Source organism: Treponema parvum (assembly GCF_017893945.1).
GTDB lineage: Bacteria > Spirochaetota > Spirochaetia > Treponematales > Treponemataceae > Treponema_D > Treponema_D parvum_A.
The window spans coordinates 2,321,538-2,337,588 of the sequence record NZ_CP054257.1 but is presented as its reverse complement, the minus strand read 5'-3'; the positions used below and the strand labels follow the sequence as shown (position 1 = coordinate 2,337,588).

The following is a 16,051-nucleotide window of genomic DNA, read 5'->3' as shown; positions in this document are numbered from 1 at the left end:
GCCTAAAACATACTGATATGCGTGTTTTTAGACAAGGGAAATGGTTTGCACAAACTTCCGTTAAAATGAGTTGCCCTAGGCCCGGAAAGCTCAGGATTGAAGGACGATGTACCCGTGCGCTCTTCAAGAACAAGCAGCACATAAAGCGCAATCGATTTGAGCCGCGCGGAAGACCGGGTCGTGCCGTTTTGTTCCTTCATTGCAATCGTTTGTACGTGCAGGCCGATGTGCAGCGACATAAACAAAAAATACCAGTGGCTTGCCAAAAGGTGCGCTATGCGCGAAAAGTTCGCGCCGAAGTCGATCCCCAAAAACACAAAGACGTGCTGGGAAAGCATGACGCCGCTTATCATCAAAAAGAGAGCGCACACAAGGATGCCGCAGTTTACTGTTGACTGCATAATGCGGATCGGGCGGTATGAACCTTTTAAAAGCGATCCGTACCAGCGGCGGTTCAGCGCAACGTGGATGCCCCACAGGACGAACAACGACACCCCCAAAATTTCATGGACTCCTGTCCACGGGAAAAAATAATTCCCGCCTAAAAGCATAAGCGAAATGATGGTCATCGCGCTGTCGATAATCATTCTGGCCGTGCTTTGTTTAATCATATTTGTTTTCCTTAGAAATATTGCAGGTTGAAATATTGCGGGGCGTCCGCTTTTATTTTATCAATTCCGGTTTTTTCGCCTCGACCGTAGATGATATTATACAGGTTTTTAATTAAATTGCACAAATTCCGAGGTTCCGTATTTTACAATTTAGGGCGGCTTTGTCGTTCACGGATGTGCGACCTGTAAACAACTTCTACAAGCGACTTTGCGTAAATCGGAACATTCAGGCTAAATTGTTAGAGTCAAGTTCTTACGCCGCTTATACGGCCACGATATTTCTTGTACCGTCTTTTATAATAACCGCTTGGGAGTTATTGATTGCGCATATTTCAAGTTCCGAAAACTCTTGCATAATTTCCGCCGTGACTTTTTTAAACGGCGCGGTAAGATAATGCGGCAGAATGTAAAAATCGATAAGATTTAATCCTGCATAATCGCTTTGCGAATAATCTTTCGGAACGGGATCCATTTTTTCAATATAAGAAATTGTCGGCGCGCATATGATGGCACCTGCAGACTCTCCGATAAACAATTTCCCTTTTTCAATTTGCTGTTTGAGAAGTTTATCCGTTCCGGTTTTTCTTAATTGGTCGATAAGAAAAAAAGAATTGCCGCCTGTAAAATAAATGACGTCGGCATCTTCAAACAGTATTTTTATTTTTGAAAGCTCTTCGGTTGAAATATCAATTTCCGTCAACAGCGCGCCTATTTTTTCAAATAACTTACGAGCCGAACCTACATATCCCGTGTATCCTTCGTGCAGCGATGCGGTAGGAATAAAAACAACTTTTTTTCCGGAGATCTGTTCTTTGACTATAGATCCGACGCTTGAAAAATGCGAACATAAAAATAAGTTCATGACTATAACGCTCCTTATAAATTCAAATTTTATCTTAAAATTGCATGAACGGACTATGAGCTTTTTGCATACATGTTCTATTTGCGCCGCGTAAGTCTCATGCGTAAAAGCGCGGCTGAAAAAGTTCCTGCACAGTCGGCGATCCAGTCGTATACTGAAGCGTCGCGGCCGGGCACAAATATTTGGTGAATTTCATCGCTTACGCCGTAGACTGCGCCTGCGATGCAGACTATGAAAACGCATATGTGCGGGTTTACCGCCCATTTTCCGCGATCTAGCCAATATGAAAAAGCAAATGCGAAGCACCCGAACGCGAACGCGTGTAAAAGTTTGTCCGATCCCGGAAACAAAATAGAGCCCGGCAGCGGCAGTTTTTCCTGTGCCGAAAGTGAAAATATAGCTACGGCCGTTATACACGACATAAAGCGCATAACGTAATCTATGTGTTTTTGCGTTATCATTGCAAACCTTCCGTAAAATAAAATACTCTGTTTTACAACGGCGCTTCAAGAGGGAATGGAAAAATACTCTGGATCTGCAATAAATGCACCTATCAGCTCCGCGGTGAAATATGCCGATGTTCAGCGAAAATCGGCGCTGCGATAAGGCAATGCGCTATTCTTCTGCTCGCGGAACTGAACTCTTATCTGGTTGACTGGCGCAATATGATCTCAGTGGGTAAAACTATCGTTTCGGGCGGAAGAAACGAGCCCGTCTGCTCTTTGTGATTTATTTGTTCAAGCAGCCTATTTGCCGCGCATGCGCCCATTTCCCGCAGCGGCTGATATACCGTCGTCAAAGACGGCGTCATGTATTTGCCTACTTCGATGCCGTCGAACCCCGTCACAGAAATATCCTGAGGGATGCGAAATCCCATATCCGTCACCGCTTGCGATATGACGAACGCTCTAAAGTCATTGGAAGCGGCGACGGCGTCAATTTCAGGGTGATTTTTCAGCAGGTCTTTTGTTTTGCCGTAAAGAGAATTGGGATCTCCGTTGTCTTCCATCACATATTCTTTTTTGAACGGGATGTGAGCGTCCTGCAGGGCGTCTTTATAGCCGCAAAAGCGCTGTTCGTACAAAAAAAGGTCGGGATCGGCCGAAGCGTAGGCGATGTGTTTACAACCGCCGGAAATCAGCACGTTGATCATTTTGTAAGCCGCTTGATGATTGTCCACGACGACGGTATCGAACGATTTGTCATATGCACGGTTTGTAAGCACAATAGGAAAATTTTTATCTTTAAATTTTTTTATCTGTGTGCTTTTTTTACGGAGCGTCGCAACTATCAGGCCTGCCAGACCTCTGTTAAGAAACCGGTTAATAAAATGCGTTTCTTTTTCTTCATCTTCGTCCGTGTTGCAAACGGTAACTATATAGTTTTGTTCGTTTACAACGTCTTCGATACCGCGGACAAGCGGAGGATAGATGAGATTGTCAATGGACGGTATTATTATGGCAATGACGCTGTTTTTCCCCAGTTTAAGATTTTGCGCCATGATATTCGGCCTGTAGCCGGTTTTTTCTACCGCTTCCAATATTCGTTTACGGGTGCTTTCTTTTACGCAAGTTTTTCCTGCAAGCACGCGGGAAACCGTGCTTATGGAAACGCCGCATAATTGGGCAACGTCTTTTGCTCTGTTCATCGTGTCATCCGTTTAAAAAATACGCTTTAAAATCTTAAGTGCGTTCGTATAGCGAAGCGCGTCTTTTTCTTTTTCAGTTATAGGAAGATTCGCTATGTCGTTTAACGTTCTTCTTACATACCCGAATCCATCTTCGGGATCAAACGGCATGTCGCTGGCAAATACCATGTGTCCCGCCCCGAAAAAATTTATTCCGCATTGTATCGCCGCCTTACTGCCGAATGTCGCGCAATCTGCGTACAGTCTGCGGAATTCATCGATTTGACATTTTTCTTTAATCGGGGATTCCGTTAAATCCTTTTTGTCCTGTGCGGTACGAGTTCCGTACAGCTTTAGTCCGTTTTCCAGTCTGCCTTCCATCATGGGAAGCATTCCTCCTGCATGATGTAGGATTACTTTTAGGCGAGGACACCTTTGATTTATACCTGAGTAAACAAGACGTGATGCCGCCATAGTTGTTTCAATGGGCCACATCATCGTCCACCACAATTCATAACGTTCTTCCGTTTCATTCTTATAGTAGGGCTGGTTCTGAGTTCGAGCCGGATGTACCCATAAAGCTGCTTCCAAATCGTCTAGGACATGATATAGTTTGTAGAATTCGTCGCTGTCGATCGCCGCTCCGCCTTGGTTTGTAAATATCTGCGCACCGGCGGCGCCTAACTGAGTAACGGCAAACTCGGCTTCCTTAGCCGCTTTATCCATGTTGTCCAACGGCAGAACGGCGACAAAGGACGGAAATTTATCCGGATATTTTTGACAAAGCGCATAGAATGATTCGTTCGCACTTCTAGCCAGTTCGGCGGTCTTGTCTTCAGGTACCAGCTGCTCTACGCTAGGACTTACTATGCACGGAATCTGTTGATAACCCTCAAACGTATCCATAAGACGCAGGCGGTAAGACAGGTCGCTCATTGCGGGCATACGGGAAGCACGCGTCATCATGTGGGCGTTACCTCCCAAAGCTGTTATTTTTTCGTAAAAGCTCTTCGGAAGGTAGTGATTAAACATATCTATACAGCGCATCAAGATGTCCTCTTTTTAGTATCTGCGATTTTGCTCAGAAAAAAGGCGATAAGTATAAGCAACGCTCCAATAATATCGGTGATGCTCCCGGGGATCAACAGGAGTATGGCCGCTAAGGCAAGAAGTATTCTGGATACAGCTGCCCATGAACGGAATATATACCCTTCAACTGCGCCCGTAAGTGCAAAAATTCCTATAATCGACGATATTACAGCCATAGCCACAATCGGTAAGTTCCCCGTAAGAAGCAAAGCCGGGTTCAGAAGAAAAATAAACGGGATTATGTAAGCTACAAGTCCCATGCGGAATGCGCGGTATCCGGTCTTATTAGGATCCGATCTTGCAATTGCCGCCGCCGTATACGCTGTGATAGCTACCGGAGGAGTAAGAGCGCCTATTGAAGCGAACATAAATATAAACATATGAGCTGAGATAGCCGAAGCTCCCATCTTTGTAAGAGGACCGACTAAAACTGTGGCTAAAATTATGTATGTAGGCGTGGGCGGCATGCCGCATCCGAGGATTATTGTAATAAAGGCAACAAGGACTGCAGCTATGTAAATGTTTCCGTGTGCAATATTGATCAAAGTATAACTTAATTTTGTAGCAAGGCCTGTCATGGAAATTACGCCGACTATTATACCGGCGGCCGCACAAGAGATTACAATGCCGGAAACATTTTTTATGCTGCTTTCCAAGGCTTCAAGAATACCTTTTAAAGTAGGGCGGGTTTCTTTTTTTATACAGGCAACCAAAAGTACGGAAACAGTGCCCCAGAAAGCCACTTTCATTGCGCTCCATCCGATTATTATACCTGCTATTACGAGAATAATAGGAATACAAAGTTGCCCTCTTTCCTTCATGATGCTTTTTGCGTTAGGAAGCTCATTTTTGGGAATTCCAAGAAGATTGCTTTTTACTGCGATAGCGTCAACTACTAAAAAGATTGATATGTAGTATAGGATAGCCGGAAGGATTGCGGCCTTTGCTACGCTTGCATATGAGATATTCAAATATTCAGCCATTAAAAATGCCGCAGCGCCCATTATAGGCGGAGTAAACATTCCTCCTGTGGATGCGACCGATTCTACTGCGGCCGCTTCATAATCCTTGTACCCCATGCGTTTCATCAGCGGAATTGTAAACGCTCCGGTAGTGACAACGTTTGCCGCCGGAGAACCTGAGATCATGCCCATTAACGCGCTGGATATGACGCTTGTCTTTGCAGGACCGCCGCGGTAATTTCCCGTTGCGGCATAGGAAATGTCTACAAACCATTGTCCCGCCCCGAAACGTTCCAAAAAGGCTCCAAAAATAACAAAACTTATTATGTATGTGGCGGCTATACTGACAGGAATGCCGAAAATACTTCCTGTGGACACATACATAAATTGTGCTATTCGGCTCCAAGATTCTCCTCTATGTGCGATCACCCGGGGTAAATACGGGCCGAATTTTGCGTATAGCAAAAATACAATACAGGTAATCACCAGCGGTAAGCCCGTTGTCTTGTAAGAGGCAATGAGCAACAGCACAATCATTAAAATTCCCATCCATATATCGGTTTGCGGGGCTTCTCCTATTTTGCTGGTTCTGGAATTCCAGATACACATGATGTATATGCATGCAGTTGTAAATCCTACGGAAAAAAGCCAATCCAGCATTCGTGTGAAGAGGTTTTGCTTTTTATCCTTACCGATTTTAAACGGTTTTTTTAAAAACACTGAAAAACCGCATACTGCAACAAGCAGAGCGCGATGCGTCATTTCTGAAAAGGAACCGAAGCCCGATGTGTAAAGGTATAATAGCGCCGCAACGATAAATACGTAACGACAGAGCTTTGTTCTGATTTTATCGTCAAACATAATTATTTCACTTTTACTTCATTAAAATATTTTTGTGCACCCGGATGCAGGGGAACGGAAGTTCTTGCAGCGTCCTTTAGCGTAATACCGCTGGCAGCTTTGTGAGAAGCTTTTATGGTTTCAATATTTTCGAACAAAGACTTTGTAATATTATAAACCGTATCTTCGGGTAAGTCTGCGCGGACGATCATCATGTTTATTATATACATTGTCATAGTGTCCGAAGGATTGTTTTGATATATTGCTTTTGGCAATTTTCCGTAACCAAAGTATTGGTATTTATCCGAAAGCGTCTTTGCGACGTTTTCATCTACAGGAATCAGACGATATGCTTTTGAAGACGCCGCCAGCTCTTGTATGGCAGCTGAGGGAATTGCCGCCTGAACTACAACCGCATCGCAGTTTCCGTCGGTAAGCTGCCTTATACCGTCGTCATATGAAAGATAGGTCGCTTTTACATCGGTAATGCTAAAGCCGTATGCGCCCCATATGGTTTCCGCAACCGAAATCGCGCCGTTGCCGGCAGGACCCATGCATACTTTTCGTCCGATCAAATCCCTCATAGTCTTGATGGGGCTGTCATTCATAACCACTATCTGGAAAAAACCTTTTGAAAGCCCGCCGAATAAGGCGTTTATATTTGTATATCCGTTTTTTTCATAGGCTTCCTGTGCGGAATTTCCCATAGTAATTCCAAGATCGATAGTCTTGTTTTGTACAAGTTCGATATTTTCTAATGCGCCTCCGGTAACCTGCGCCGTAGCGTCAATATCCAAATTGTTTGTAATAACGGAGGCAACCGCTACGCCTATAGGATAAAATGCCCCGCCAGTAGCTCCCGTACCGACTGTGATGAATTTCGGCGTACCTGAACCTGAGTCGGGTTTCCCATTTGCAAATACAGCGAGTGTAAAAAGTGCTGTCAACAATACCGTAATTGTTCTTTTTCCCATAATCTTTCTCCTGAAAATTTTGGCCGATGGCCGGAATGGGTTATGCAAACGTTTGCATAACATGTTTTATTCTATACCCGCATTTTAAAAATTGTCAATTATAAAATTAAAAATTTTCAGTATAATCCGCATAAAATATAAGTCGATATGCTAAAATTCCGGTCTACCGATATAAAATTTCCGCCAAACTATGTCAAATTTCCGTCAAACGATTGAAAATTTGGGGCAATAGGGGTATCCTGTTGTTGAAATTTCCCAAGGAGACAGTGATGGCCGATATCATTCATTTTAATGATTTTACAATTGAACAGTTGGGACAATGCAAGGTTCCTTCGCCGATCGAACTTTCGCATACGCACGGCGATTTTAGAGCGAACTATGTAAAGGATTCCGCCTTTGTACGGCAGAATATAAATATTTTTTATGATTCCAAAGTCGAAGACGATCTTACTTCGAATAACCTTATGCAAAAAGCGGGCCCGCGTGAAAAAATTTATTTTGATCCTGTTCACGTAAATGCGGCTATATGTACTTGCGGAGGTCTTTGTCCTGGATTGAATGACGTAATACGCGCCGTCGTCCGTTGTCTTTACATGCGCTACGGAGTGCGTCGCATTATGGGTTTTCAGTTCGGCTACAAAGGATTTTTAAGCGAATACGCTTTTAACACGATACCCCTTACTCCTGAAAACGTTGATACAATCCATAAGATAGGCGGTTCGTTTTTGGGCACCAGTCGGGGCGGCGGAAACCGTGTAATCGATATTGTAGACTGTATAGAGCGCCTGAACATAAATCAGCTTTATGTTATAGGCGGCGACGGAACGCTTCGCGGAGCTTACGACATTGCCTGCGAAATTGAAAAACGCGGTCTTAAAGTTGCAGTAATAGGAGTTCCGAAGACGGTTGACAACGATATTGAATTTATAGACCGTTCGTTCGGATTTGAAACTGCCGTCGAAAAGGCAAGAGAAGCGGTGAGCAGTATTCACATGGAAGCGCATTCCCAAATAAACGGTATCGGTCTTTTAAAACTCATGGGAAGGGAATCGGGGTTTATCGCCATGGCGACGTCCCTTGCGAGCCATGAAACAAATTTCTGTCTTATTCCCGAAATACCTTTCGACCTTGACGGTCCCAACGGATTTTTGATGAATCTTGAAAAACGTCTTGAACGGCGTCATCATGCGGTGATCGTGGTTGCCGAAGGCGCGGGCCAAGAGCTTTTAAATGCGACCAACCAAAAAGACGATTCGGGCAATAAAAAACTTGCGGATTTCGGCACATTCCTGAGAGACAAAATAAATACATATTTTACAAATAAAAAAATCCACATAAATCTCAAGTATATTGATCCCAGCTATCAGATTCGCGCCGCCGTAACAAATGCTAACGATTCTATCTATTGCGAGCGACTCGGTAACAACGCCGTTCATGCGGCGATGGCCGGAAAAACAAAGATGGTAGTAGGGCTTGTTCACGACAAATACGTGCATTTGCCGATAAAAATGGTAACAAAGCAGAGAAAGAGAGTAGACCCCGAAGGCTCCATGTGGCGCGATACCTTGGACGCAACGGGACAGCCGATACTCATGGTGAACAATATGAAGTCCGCCCTTGAGCGCATGGAAAAGATGAGCATGGAAGGAATGTCCAAAGGGGAATAGATCCGGGTAGAAAGCGCTTTTGCAGAGAGATGAGAGTGTATTTGCTGCGGTTCAATTTCGAGTTTTGAAAATAAGATGCTCAAGGCGGGGTTTCGGCCGCGTTCACGGACATTATCCTTCCCGCGGCGTTCCGGCTTTCAGCCCCGTAGTTTTTAGGTAATCGGCTTGTGTATACAAATAATGCCGGTTATGTAATAATTAAGTAAGGAGACGATGTTGAAGGAAGACGCGGTTTGCTGCGGTTTTATGCAGGTGCGCGTACCGAATTTGACGCGAGCAATTAACGATGATAGACAGCGATGATGCCAACGGCCGCATTTTATATGAAGATGAAACCCATAAATTCATATGGCTCGGTATAGACAAAAACAATCATAATGATGAAATACAGACTATGCAGTATCTGATCATCGATCACGGCAAAGGAATTGTTCTTGACCCGGGCGGAGTTCACATTTTTGCAAGCGTAATCGCTTCCATAAGCAGATACATATCTTTGGATAATATTCATACGATTTTCTATTCGCACCAAGATCCGGACGTTTCTTCAGGGATCGCTTTGTGGCTCGGCATTACTCACGCCAAAGTATACATTTCGTCGCTTTGGGTACGTTTTCTTCCTCATTTCGGCATTGTAGATTCCGAGAGAATTCTTCCCATAAAGGATGAAGGGATGACTTTAACTACGGATAACGGCGCGTCGTACGATTTTATTCCCGCTCACTTTATGCATTCTCCGGGAAATTTCAACCTATACGACAGAAAATCCCGTATTCTGTTTACCAGCGACATAGGGGCAGCCGTATTTGACAACGGAAATGAAACCGTTTTTGTGGAAGATTTCGCTTCCCACCTTCCGTTGATCGAAGGATTTCATAAGCGGTATATGGCGTCGAATTCCGTCGTAAAAAGCTGGTGCGACAGAGTCCGCAGGCTTGATCCGCAAATGCTTGTTCCTCAGCACGGCGCCATATATAAAGGCGAGGCGATGCATGCGTTTTTGGACTGGCTTTCTGCTCTCAAGTGCGGTATCGATTTAATGGATTGACGCTCGTATGGATGAACGGATTATACAAAATTACGAAGACTTGTTGCAGAACATTTCCGTAGGATACAATAAGGGAATTACTACTTCCGCCGTAACTATGAATTCTTTGGGAGTTCTCAATTACGCGATAGAGGTTGTAAGCGGCGGCTTGGAATCCATCGTGAGCACGTTTGAGCAGATGCAGGCTTCGAGCAAGGGTACCGCCAACAATATCGAACAAATAAATTCCATGATGGGCGGCATATTAAACGCCAACAACGCTTTAAAAAAGGATATAATCGACCGCATTCAGGAAATAGAATCCACTTCAAAAGATGCGGAAGTTCTTTCCGCTTCATTTAAAGATTTGGAAGAGCAGACAAAAAAGATTGCAAAGATTACAGGCGATATACAAAATGTAGTGGATAAAACTAACGTTCTTGCGATAAACGCTTCGATAGAAGCGGCTCATGCAGGGACTTTCGGCGCGGGTTTTAAGATTATTGCAAACGAAGTGCACAGCCTGGCTTCTCAGACGGGGAATTTTGCAAAGCAGATAACCGAAAGCACGGAAGCCTTTGAAAAAACCGTGGAAAAAATAAACACGCAGATGAATGAATTTACTTCTCTCATCTTGCGTTTTAATGTTTCTTTGAATTCCGTTTTGACCAATTTTACAAATAACGACAACGCAATCAATACTTCAGGACAAACGCTATCCGAAATCACGGCCGCCGTTCGCGAAGAATCTCAGGCGCTTACCGCAGGCCTTGCGGCGCTTGAAAAAGTAAACGGCTCCATGAAAGACACTCATACGATTTTGGGCGCGATAGATTCCGTGCACCGCTTTTTGGATAAGATGTTCCAGATAAAAAAGAATGTTTAAAAGCCTCCGCTAAATAGGCGCGGCGTCTTTTAACATCGAGTTTCCCTGCGGAAAACTCGCGTATATACGTGTGTGCTCTCACGCGCACTAATTCAACAGTCTCCAAAATTGATATTTTGTTCGACTGTTGAATTTTAAGGAATGTTTAATTTCGGCGGCTGTATTGCGCCGCCTCGTTAAACGGCGAGTTTGCTGCGCAAACGTCGCTGATTATAGCTGTGCGCAAAAGCGCACGAATGCGGCATTTTCGAAAATCGAAATTTTCTGCAATGCCGCATTTTAAAGTATGTTTAATTTTTCCTTCGCGCCCTGAATTCTATTTCCGGAATTTTCGTATTTGTGTCGGCTGTCTTTTTATATTTTAAATACAACTCTTTTTGCGCATGTTTTAAAATAGTGCCGTTTTTCGTTTCCACCCATTTACCCGAAGAAAGCAATGTGTGCGAATGAGTGTTATCCGTAAAATACAAGTTTAAAATTTCAAATATGTTTTTAAACAATGTTCTGTCGGTTACGGGAAACATCAGCTCTATACGACGGTCGAGGTTCCTAGGCATCCAATCTGCGCTTGAAATATAAATCTCTTCAGCGCCGGAATTTCTAAAATAGAATATGCGCGAATGCTCCAAATATCTGTCCACTATGGAAACCACCGTAATGTTTTCGCTTATCTTGTTTACGCCGGGTACGAGCATACAAATTCCCCGCACGTTAAGAAGAATTTTTACTCCCGCCTGACTTGCTTTGTACAGGGCTTTTATGACTTCTTCGTGGGATAAACTGTTCATTTTTGCTATGATTAGGCCCGGATTTTCAGGCGTAGAGCGTTCGATTTCTCTTTGAATCATTGCCAAAATATTTGTTTTCAGATTTATAGGCGCCATCGACATATGGTTCATGGTTTGTATGGCCGAATACCCTGAAACTATGTTAAAAAATTGCGTAGCGTCGTTGGCAATTTCGGGATTCGCCGTCAAAATTCCCAAATCCGAATATTGGCGCGCAGTTTTCGGATTAAAATTTCCCGTTGAAAGATAAACGTACCGCACTATCGCGGAATTTTCCCTGCGCATAACCATGAGGATTTTTGAGTGAACCTTGTAATTTACTATTCCGTAGATCACCGTTACATTTGCCTTTTCAAGCTGTTCAGCCCATGCAATATTGCGCTCCTCGTCAAAGCGGGCCATAAGTTCTACAAAGCAGGTTACCTGTTTGCCGTTGTCGGCGGCTCTTTTGAGCGCGTCTATTATAGGCGATTCGTGACCCGCCCGATACAAAGTCATCTTGATTGCAAGCACATCCGGATCGTCCGCCGCATCCGAAATGAATTTTATGACAGGATTATACGACTGATACGGAAAATGCAGCAGGACGTCTTTTTGTTTTATAGTGTCCCAGTAGGCGCCTTGTGCAGGCAGGTCGGCCGAATAAAAATGGTGCCATACCGGATAATGCAGTTTTTCCGTATTTTCCATCTTAGTTATGTCCAGCAAGGTTGAAGGATCCATAATCCCTCCTACCTGGTATATGTCGTCTTCTTCTATTTCAAGTTTTTCCGAAAGGACTTTTAAAATATCACGGCTTGACTGCGTGCAAAGCAGCCTTACCGCAAACGAAGACTGTCTTTGAGCGATTGCCTCTTCCACAGCGTCTATAAAATCGTTGTCCGCGCTGTTTACTGAAAGATCGGCGTCGCGGGTTATTTTAAACAGCATGGTCTGTTCCACTGTAAAACCGGGGAACAGCTGAGTTCCGTATTGCAGCACAAGATCGTCCAGGAGGCAAAAAGATTTTTTCTTATCGTTGCCGCCGAAGGGAATTACGCGCTGTATTACGCTTGGAATTTGCACGATGGAAATAAAAGGTTCGCTCGTTTCCGGCTGCGGCATATTTTCCAAAGGCGGAATACCTTCCATGCGTTTAAGCAAAAAAGCCGCGTGCAGCTGCAAATTTCTTATGCTCGGAAAATTTTCCGTGTCTATGCGTAAGGGCGTTAAAAGAGGGAATATCTGCGTGTTAAAAAGATGTTTTGTAAAAGCTTTTTGATAAGTGGTAAAATCCGACGGAGGAACGTATTCGATTCCGTTTTGTTTAAGGCTCGGAAGAACGTCGTTTACAAGACAGTCGTGCTGCACGTGAACAATTTCGTGGCACCTTAGTGAAATTTTTTTAAGAAGTTCCTTGGGATTGAGACCGGAGCTGTCTTTTATGTCGGGAGCTTCTTTTAAAAGCCGCTTTATTGCCGCTACCCTTATTTGAAAAAAATCGTTAAAGTTTGAAGAGACTATGGCTAAAAACTGAAGTTTTTCCATGACGGGAATATCTTTTCTGCACGCTTCTTTTAGAACCCTTGCGTTGAATTCTATCCAGGAAAGTTCGCGGTTAAAAAATGGAATTTTATGCTTTTTTTTCATAAATCGTTTTCCGTTTAGCAATTTCTAAAAATTGCGGTTTTTACAGGTCGCCCTTTGATTATTTTACATCATAATTATCTTATATCCGAAAAAAGATTCGAACATATCCGCTTTTTGGGCGAGCGCAACGTTTTCAAGCGTGGTATTATGATCGCCGGACGTTATTATAGTGATTGTATCGTCGTCCGTCTTTATGGAAAAATCGGTAAATTTTTGCATATGGCTCCTGTCCAAGGCGTCCGCGATGCGCAAAATCGCCGTAAGTTTTAAGATCGTCATGCGCTCGGAACTCGGCAGCATTTGAAAATATTTATCGTCTTGCGGCTTTTTATTGTCACGGTGATAGAGCGCAATCAAAGAGATTATCGTTATATCTTCCCTTCCCAAACCGAAAATTTCGGAATTTGCGATTATGTATTGGGAATGAAGGTTGTGATTTTCAGCGCGTATGAACATGCCGACGTCGTGCAGTATGGCTGAAATTTCCAAAAGAAGACGGGCTTTTTTGGGAAGGGCGATTTCCTCTTTAAGTTCGTCGTAAAATTTTAAACTGATCTTTCGCACAAAATCAGCGTGTTTCTCATCTCCCCTATATTTTCTGAGAATATTTTTTGCCGACGCCGTGATCTGTGAATAAAAATCCTGCTGCAAGGACGTGTCGGGAACCGTTTTTGAAATGATAAGACCTTCGCGTATGCTTGTTTCCGCAACGAGGATCTTTTTTACATTAGTGAATTTTAAAAACAGCTTGTATATCAAAAGACTTATCTGTAAGGATTGCGCGTCGCTGTAAGAAATTCTAAGCTGTGCCGCGCATTCGTCGATCGTGCATGTTTGAAGCTTGTCTACAAAATCGTCGAACACCTGCCTGTCCAATTCCCACACAGAAGGTGAAATTTTTTCTCCGATATTTGCAGCTGCGATGCGGGCGTCCGAGCCTACGGCTATAAACTGCTTTATCTTTTGCAGAGCAAGTTCGGTATCCAGGGAACCCTTTGTGTTAAATATAAATTCTTCAATATAGCGGTACGCATCTTCCATAGTGCCCAGCATGGAACGAAGCTGCTGCCCTACAATCACGGTTCCTATGCGCATACTGTGGGCTCCCGCCATTTTTCCTTTTTCAATGAGCATGAGCTCGGTAGAGCCTCCGCCCACTTCGATAATTATAGCGTCTTTTTTAAGATTTACGGCGGCGCTCCCTTTTAGACAATCCGTTACCGCAAGATACGTAAGGCGATTATTTTCAATTCCGTCTATTATCTGAACGTGGAATCCGGTCCTTATCTGAATACGGTCTACGAAGGGGTCTCTGTTTTTAGCTTCTCTTACGGCGTTAGTTGCAATGACGGAAGTTTTATCCGGTTGTATGTTCCAGCTTACAAGCTGTTCACGGAATCTTAAAAGAATTTGAATGCAGCGTAAAAGCGTTTCACTGCTTACCGAACCGGATGTAAAAACATCGTGCCCCAGCGACACCGGCATTTCGGAACGGTCCAATGTGTTTCTTTGCCCGCTGTCGGTTATTTCGGCAACAAGGAGCCTTATCCCTGTAGAGCCGATTTCTATTACCGCTTCAAGGGATGTCATATTTGCTCCTTAAAGCTACAGCTTGTCTATAAGCATTGAACACTTACCCGAAGGTATAGGCAACGTTTTCTTTTTTTGGTCAAGAATATTTATGGTAAAGTAATACAATTTTTCACTCTCCATTTGAATTTCCCATCCGCGAAGACTTTTGTTGCTCAGTATCGTGATCAAATTTCTCTTGAGCGAAAGTTTTTCAATGCCCATTATTTCAAGATTAGGGATTATCCAGTCTACGGTTTTTCTGGGCAGACTTATCGAAAGCCCTATGATGTTTTCTATCATCAATGCTATGGTAGAAAGCCCTACGTAAGGCATGTAACGCGCACGCGGAAAATCTGGACGGCCGGTCAAAACAGCCTTGCCTTCCTTGCACGGCAGATACGCTTCAAACACGTCGCCTTTTTCTTTTTGATCGTTCGGAAGAAGAGCTTCCAAGATATAGTAAAGGTGGCGGATCGCGCATTCGCGCGCCATGTCGTATCTTTGGTATTTTTCAAGCCCCTTTATTATCATAAAATTCAGCGGAGGGAATACGCTGCCGCAAAATCCTTCTCCGGATTCTTTAAAGTCCGGACTGTCGGCCGAAAGCGACGGAAACGGGTGGCTTGTTCCGAACGTTTTAGGATCGTTTAAATGCGAAATAAGAGCGTTTGCCTTATCAGCATTGGGCATTTCGGCTAAAAGCGGCCAAAAACCGGCGATGGTCTTTTGAGGAAGGCGGTGCTCTTCGCTGTCCAGATCATGGTAAAATAAGGTAACGTTATCCCACATCATTGAATTAATGCGCGTCTTTAGCGAAAAATACATGCGCTTGTACTGAAAGCTCAAATCCTTGTCGTTTAAGATATCGCCCAAAGCTGACATGTATGCGGCGTTTATTGCCATTGCGGCATTAAAGTCTACAGGGTAAAAAACTCCCCCTCGGGGAGAGTTAAACATACCGCCTGCAACCGCCGGAACGGAAAAAAGCCCGTTTTCTTTTTTAAAAGCGCCGATTATCCAGTCCATATACTTTTGAAGGACGGGCATAATTTCGCGGATACGTCTCTTGTTTGCCGATTTATGGTACAGGTTAAATTCCGCCCACGCAAACAGAGGCATCCCTATGCCTTCAGGGTTTTGCTCGTCCGTAACGGGTTTGTTTGTCCTTATGTCGTACTTCCATCGAATGGCGCCGTTTTCTTCCTGGCGGGCGTAAAAATAATCTATGTTTTGATTTGCAGGATAATTGCGGTTCGAATAAACCAAAAAAAATGAAGAAAAAATGGATTCGAATTGTTCGATAATTAAGGAATTTCCCTGGGGATAAATAAAATAACCTTCCGGATCTTTTTCTTCCGTCGCCGGGTTTATCCAATAATCGTTAAGCCAAGACCAAGATTTATCATAAATATCTACAAAATCCTGATCGTAAAAATGGATTTTGGGAAAATCACGTCTGTTCACAGGTACTCCTCTAAAAGCTACCTTTAAGTATATCACAAAAAAAGCGAAAACGG

General features: G+C 43.7%; 13 protein-coding genes. 3 read left to right on the top strand and 10 right to left on the bottom strand.

Going from position 1 to position 16,051, the window contains the following annotated elements; all coding sequences use genetic code 11:
• Nucleotides 1–2: 2 nt before the first annotated feature.
• The 7 genes from HRI96_RS10310 to HRI96_RS10280 form a co-directional block, all read right to left on the bottom strand.
• On the bottom strand, nt 3–611 hold the full coding sequence (locus tag HRI96_RS10310; protein WP_210117273.1) for a DUF4405 domain-containing protein: 609 nt from the start codon (nt 609–611) through the stop codon (nt 3–5).
• A 262-nt stretch (nt 612–873) separates the two neighbouring features.
• The gene (locus tag HRI96_RS10305; protein WP_210117272.1) at nt 874–1,473 is read right to left on the bottom strand and encodes a Type 1 glutamine amidotransferase-like domain-containing protein; all 600 of its coding nucleotides are present in this window, start codon (nt 1,471–1,473) and stop codon (nt 874–876) included.
• A gap of 77 nt (nt 1,474–1,550) precedes the next feature.
• On the bottom strand, nt 1,551–1,934 hold the full coding sequence (locus HRI96_RS10300; RefSeq protein WP_210117271.1) for a VanZ family protein: 384 nt from the start codon (nt 1,932–1,934) through the stop codon (nt 1,551–1,553).
• Nucleotides 1,935–2,116: 182 nt separating this feature from the next.
• Entirely contained in the window at nt 2,117–3,121 is a 1,005-nt protein-coding gene (locus HRI96_RS10295; RefSeq protein ID WP_210117270.1) for a LacI family DNA-binding transcriptional regulator, read from the bottom strand.
• A gap of 12 nt (nt 3,122–3,133) precedes the next feature.
• Entirely contained in the window at nt 3,134–4,066 is a 933-nt protein-coding gene (locus HRI96_RS10290; RefSeq protein ID WP_210117269.1) for an amidohydrolase family protein, read from the bottom strand.
• 80 nt (nt 4,067–4,146) lie between these two features.
• Nucleotides 4,147–6,012, bottom strand: coding sequence for a TRAP transporter permease (locus HRI96_RS10285; protein WP_210117268.1), 1,866 nt, complete (start codon nt 6,010–6,012; stop codon nt 4,147–4,149).
• A gap of 2 nt (nt 6,013–6,014) precedes the next feature.
• The gene (locus tag HRI96_RS10280) at nt 6,015–6,965 is read right to left on the bottom strand and encodes a TAXI family TRAP transporter solute-binding subunit (protein ID WP_210117267.1); all 951 of its coding nucleotides are present in this window, start codon (nt 6,963–6,965) and stop codon (nt 6,015–6,017) included.
• A 269-nt stretch (nt 6,966–7,234) separates the two neighbouring features.
• Here HRI96_RS10280 and HRI96_RS10275 point away from each other — a divergent pair, with 269 nt between their 5' ends.
• The 3 genes from HRI96_RS10275 (at nt 7,235) to HRI96_RS10265 (ending at nt 10,545) form a co-directional block, all read left to right on the top strand.
• Nucleotides 7,235–8,632 (top strand): ATP-dependent 6-phosphofructokinase, encoded by a 1,398-nt coding sequence (locus HRI96_RS10275; RefSeq protein ID WP_210117266.1) that lies wholly within the window; start codon nt 7,235–7,237, stop codon nt 8,630–8,632.
• A 289-nt stretch (nt 8,633–8,921) separates the two neighbouring features.
• Nucleotides 8,922–9,680 carry an oxygen-binding di-iron domain-containing protein gene (locus tag HRI96_RS10270; protein WP_210118691.1) on the top strand — a complete coding sequence of 253 codons (759 nt, stop codon included), beginning with the start codon at nt 8,922–8,924 and terminating at the stop codon, nt 9,678–9,680.
• A 7-nt stretch (nt 9,681–9,687) separates the two neighbouring features.
• Nucleotides 9,688–10,545: a methyl-accepting chemotaxis protein gene (locus HRI96_RS10265; RefSeq protein ID WP_210117265.1), complete on the top strand. Its 858-nt coding sequence runs from the start codon at nt 9,688–9,690 to the stop codon at nt 10,543–10,545.
• Between the two features lie 290 nt (nt 10,546–10,835).
• Here the strand turns inward: HRI96_RS10265 and ppk1 are convergent, their stop codons facing one another.
• The 3 genes from ppk1 to HRI96_RS10250 form a co-directional block, all read right to left on the bottom strand.
• Nucleotides 10,836–12,962 (bottom strand): polyphosphate kinase 1, encoded by a 2,127-nt coding sequence (gene ppk1, locus HRI96_RS10260; RefSeq protein ID WP_210117264.1) that lies wholly within the window; start codon nt 12,960–12,962, stop codon nt 10,836–10,838.
• Nucleotides 12,963–13,025: 63 nt separating this feature from the next.
• The gene (locus tag HRI96_RS10255) at nt 13,026–14,552 is read right to left on the bottom strand and encodes a Ppx/GppA phosphatase family protein (RefSeq protein ID WP_210117263.1); all 1,527 of its coding nucleotides are present in this window, start codon (nt 14,550–14,552) and stop codon (nt 13,026–13,028) included.
• Between the two features lie 15 nt (nt 14,553–14,567).
• The gene (locus HRI96_RS10250; RefSeq protein WP_210117262.1) at nt 14,568–15,998 is read right to left on the bottom strand and encodes an MGH1-like glycoside hydrolase domain-containing protein; all 1,431 of its coding nucleotides are present in this window, start codon (nt 15,996–15,998) and stop codon (nt 14,568–14,570) included.
• Nucleotides 15,999–16,051 lie beyond the last annotated feature (53 nt).

Excerpts from the sequence above, each read along its gene's own strand:
- HRI96_RS10295 (WP_210117270.1), bottom strand. The coding sequence starts at position 3,121 with ATGAACAGAGCAAAAGACGTTGCCCAATTATGCGGCGTTTCCATAAGC.
- HRI96_RS10300 (WP_210117271.1), bottom strand. The coding sequence starts at position 1,934 with ATGATAACGCAAAAACACATAGATTACGTTATGCGCTTTATGTCGTGT.
- ppk1 (WP_210117264.1), bottom strand. The coding sequence starts at position 12,962 with ATGAAAAAAAAGCATAAAATTCCATTTTTTAACCGCGAACTTTCCTGG.
- HRI96_RS10275 (WP_210117266.1), top strand. The coding sequence starts at position 7,235 with ATGGCCGATATCATTCATTTTAATGATTTTACAATTGAACAGTTGGGA.
- HRI96_RS10265 (WP_210117265.1), top strand. The coding sequence starts at position 9,688 with ATGGATGAACGGATTATACAAAATTACGAAGACTTGTTGCAGAACATT.
- HRI96_RS10280 (WP_210117267.1), bottom strand. The coding sequence starts at position 6,965 with ATGGGAAAAAGAACAATTACGGTATTGTTGACAGCACTTTTTACACTC.
- HRI96_RS10255 (WP_210117263.1), bottom strand. The coding sequence starts at position 14,552 with ATGACATCCCTTGAAGCGGTAATAGAAATCGGCTCTACAGGGATAAGG.
- HRI96_RS10305 (WP_210117272.1), bottom strand. The coding sequence starts at position 1,473 with ATGAACTTATTTTTATGTTCGCATTTTTCAAGCGTCGGATCTATAGTC.
- HRI96_RS10285 (WP_210117268.1), bottom strand. The coding sequence starts at position 6,012 with ATGTTTGACGATAAAATCAGAACAAAGCTCTGTCGTTACGTATTTATC.
- HRI96_RS10290 (WP_210117269.1), bottom strand. The coding sequence starts at position 4,066 with ATGATGACGCGTGCTTCCCGTATGCCCGCAATGAGCGACCTGTCTTAC.
- HRI96_RS10310 (WP_210117273.1), bottom strand. The coding sequence starts at position 611 with ATGATTAAACAAAGCACGGCCAGAATGATTATCGACAGCGCGATGACC.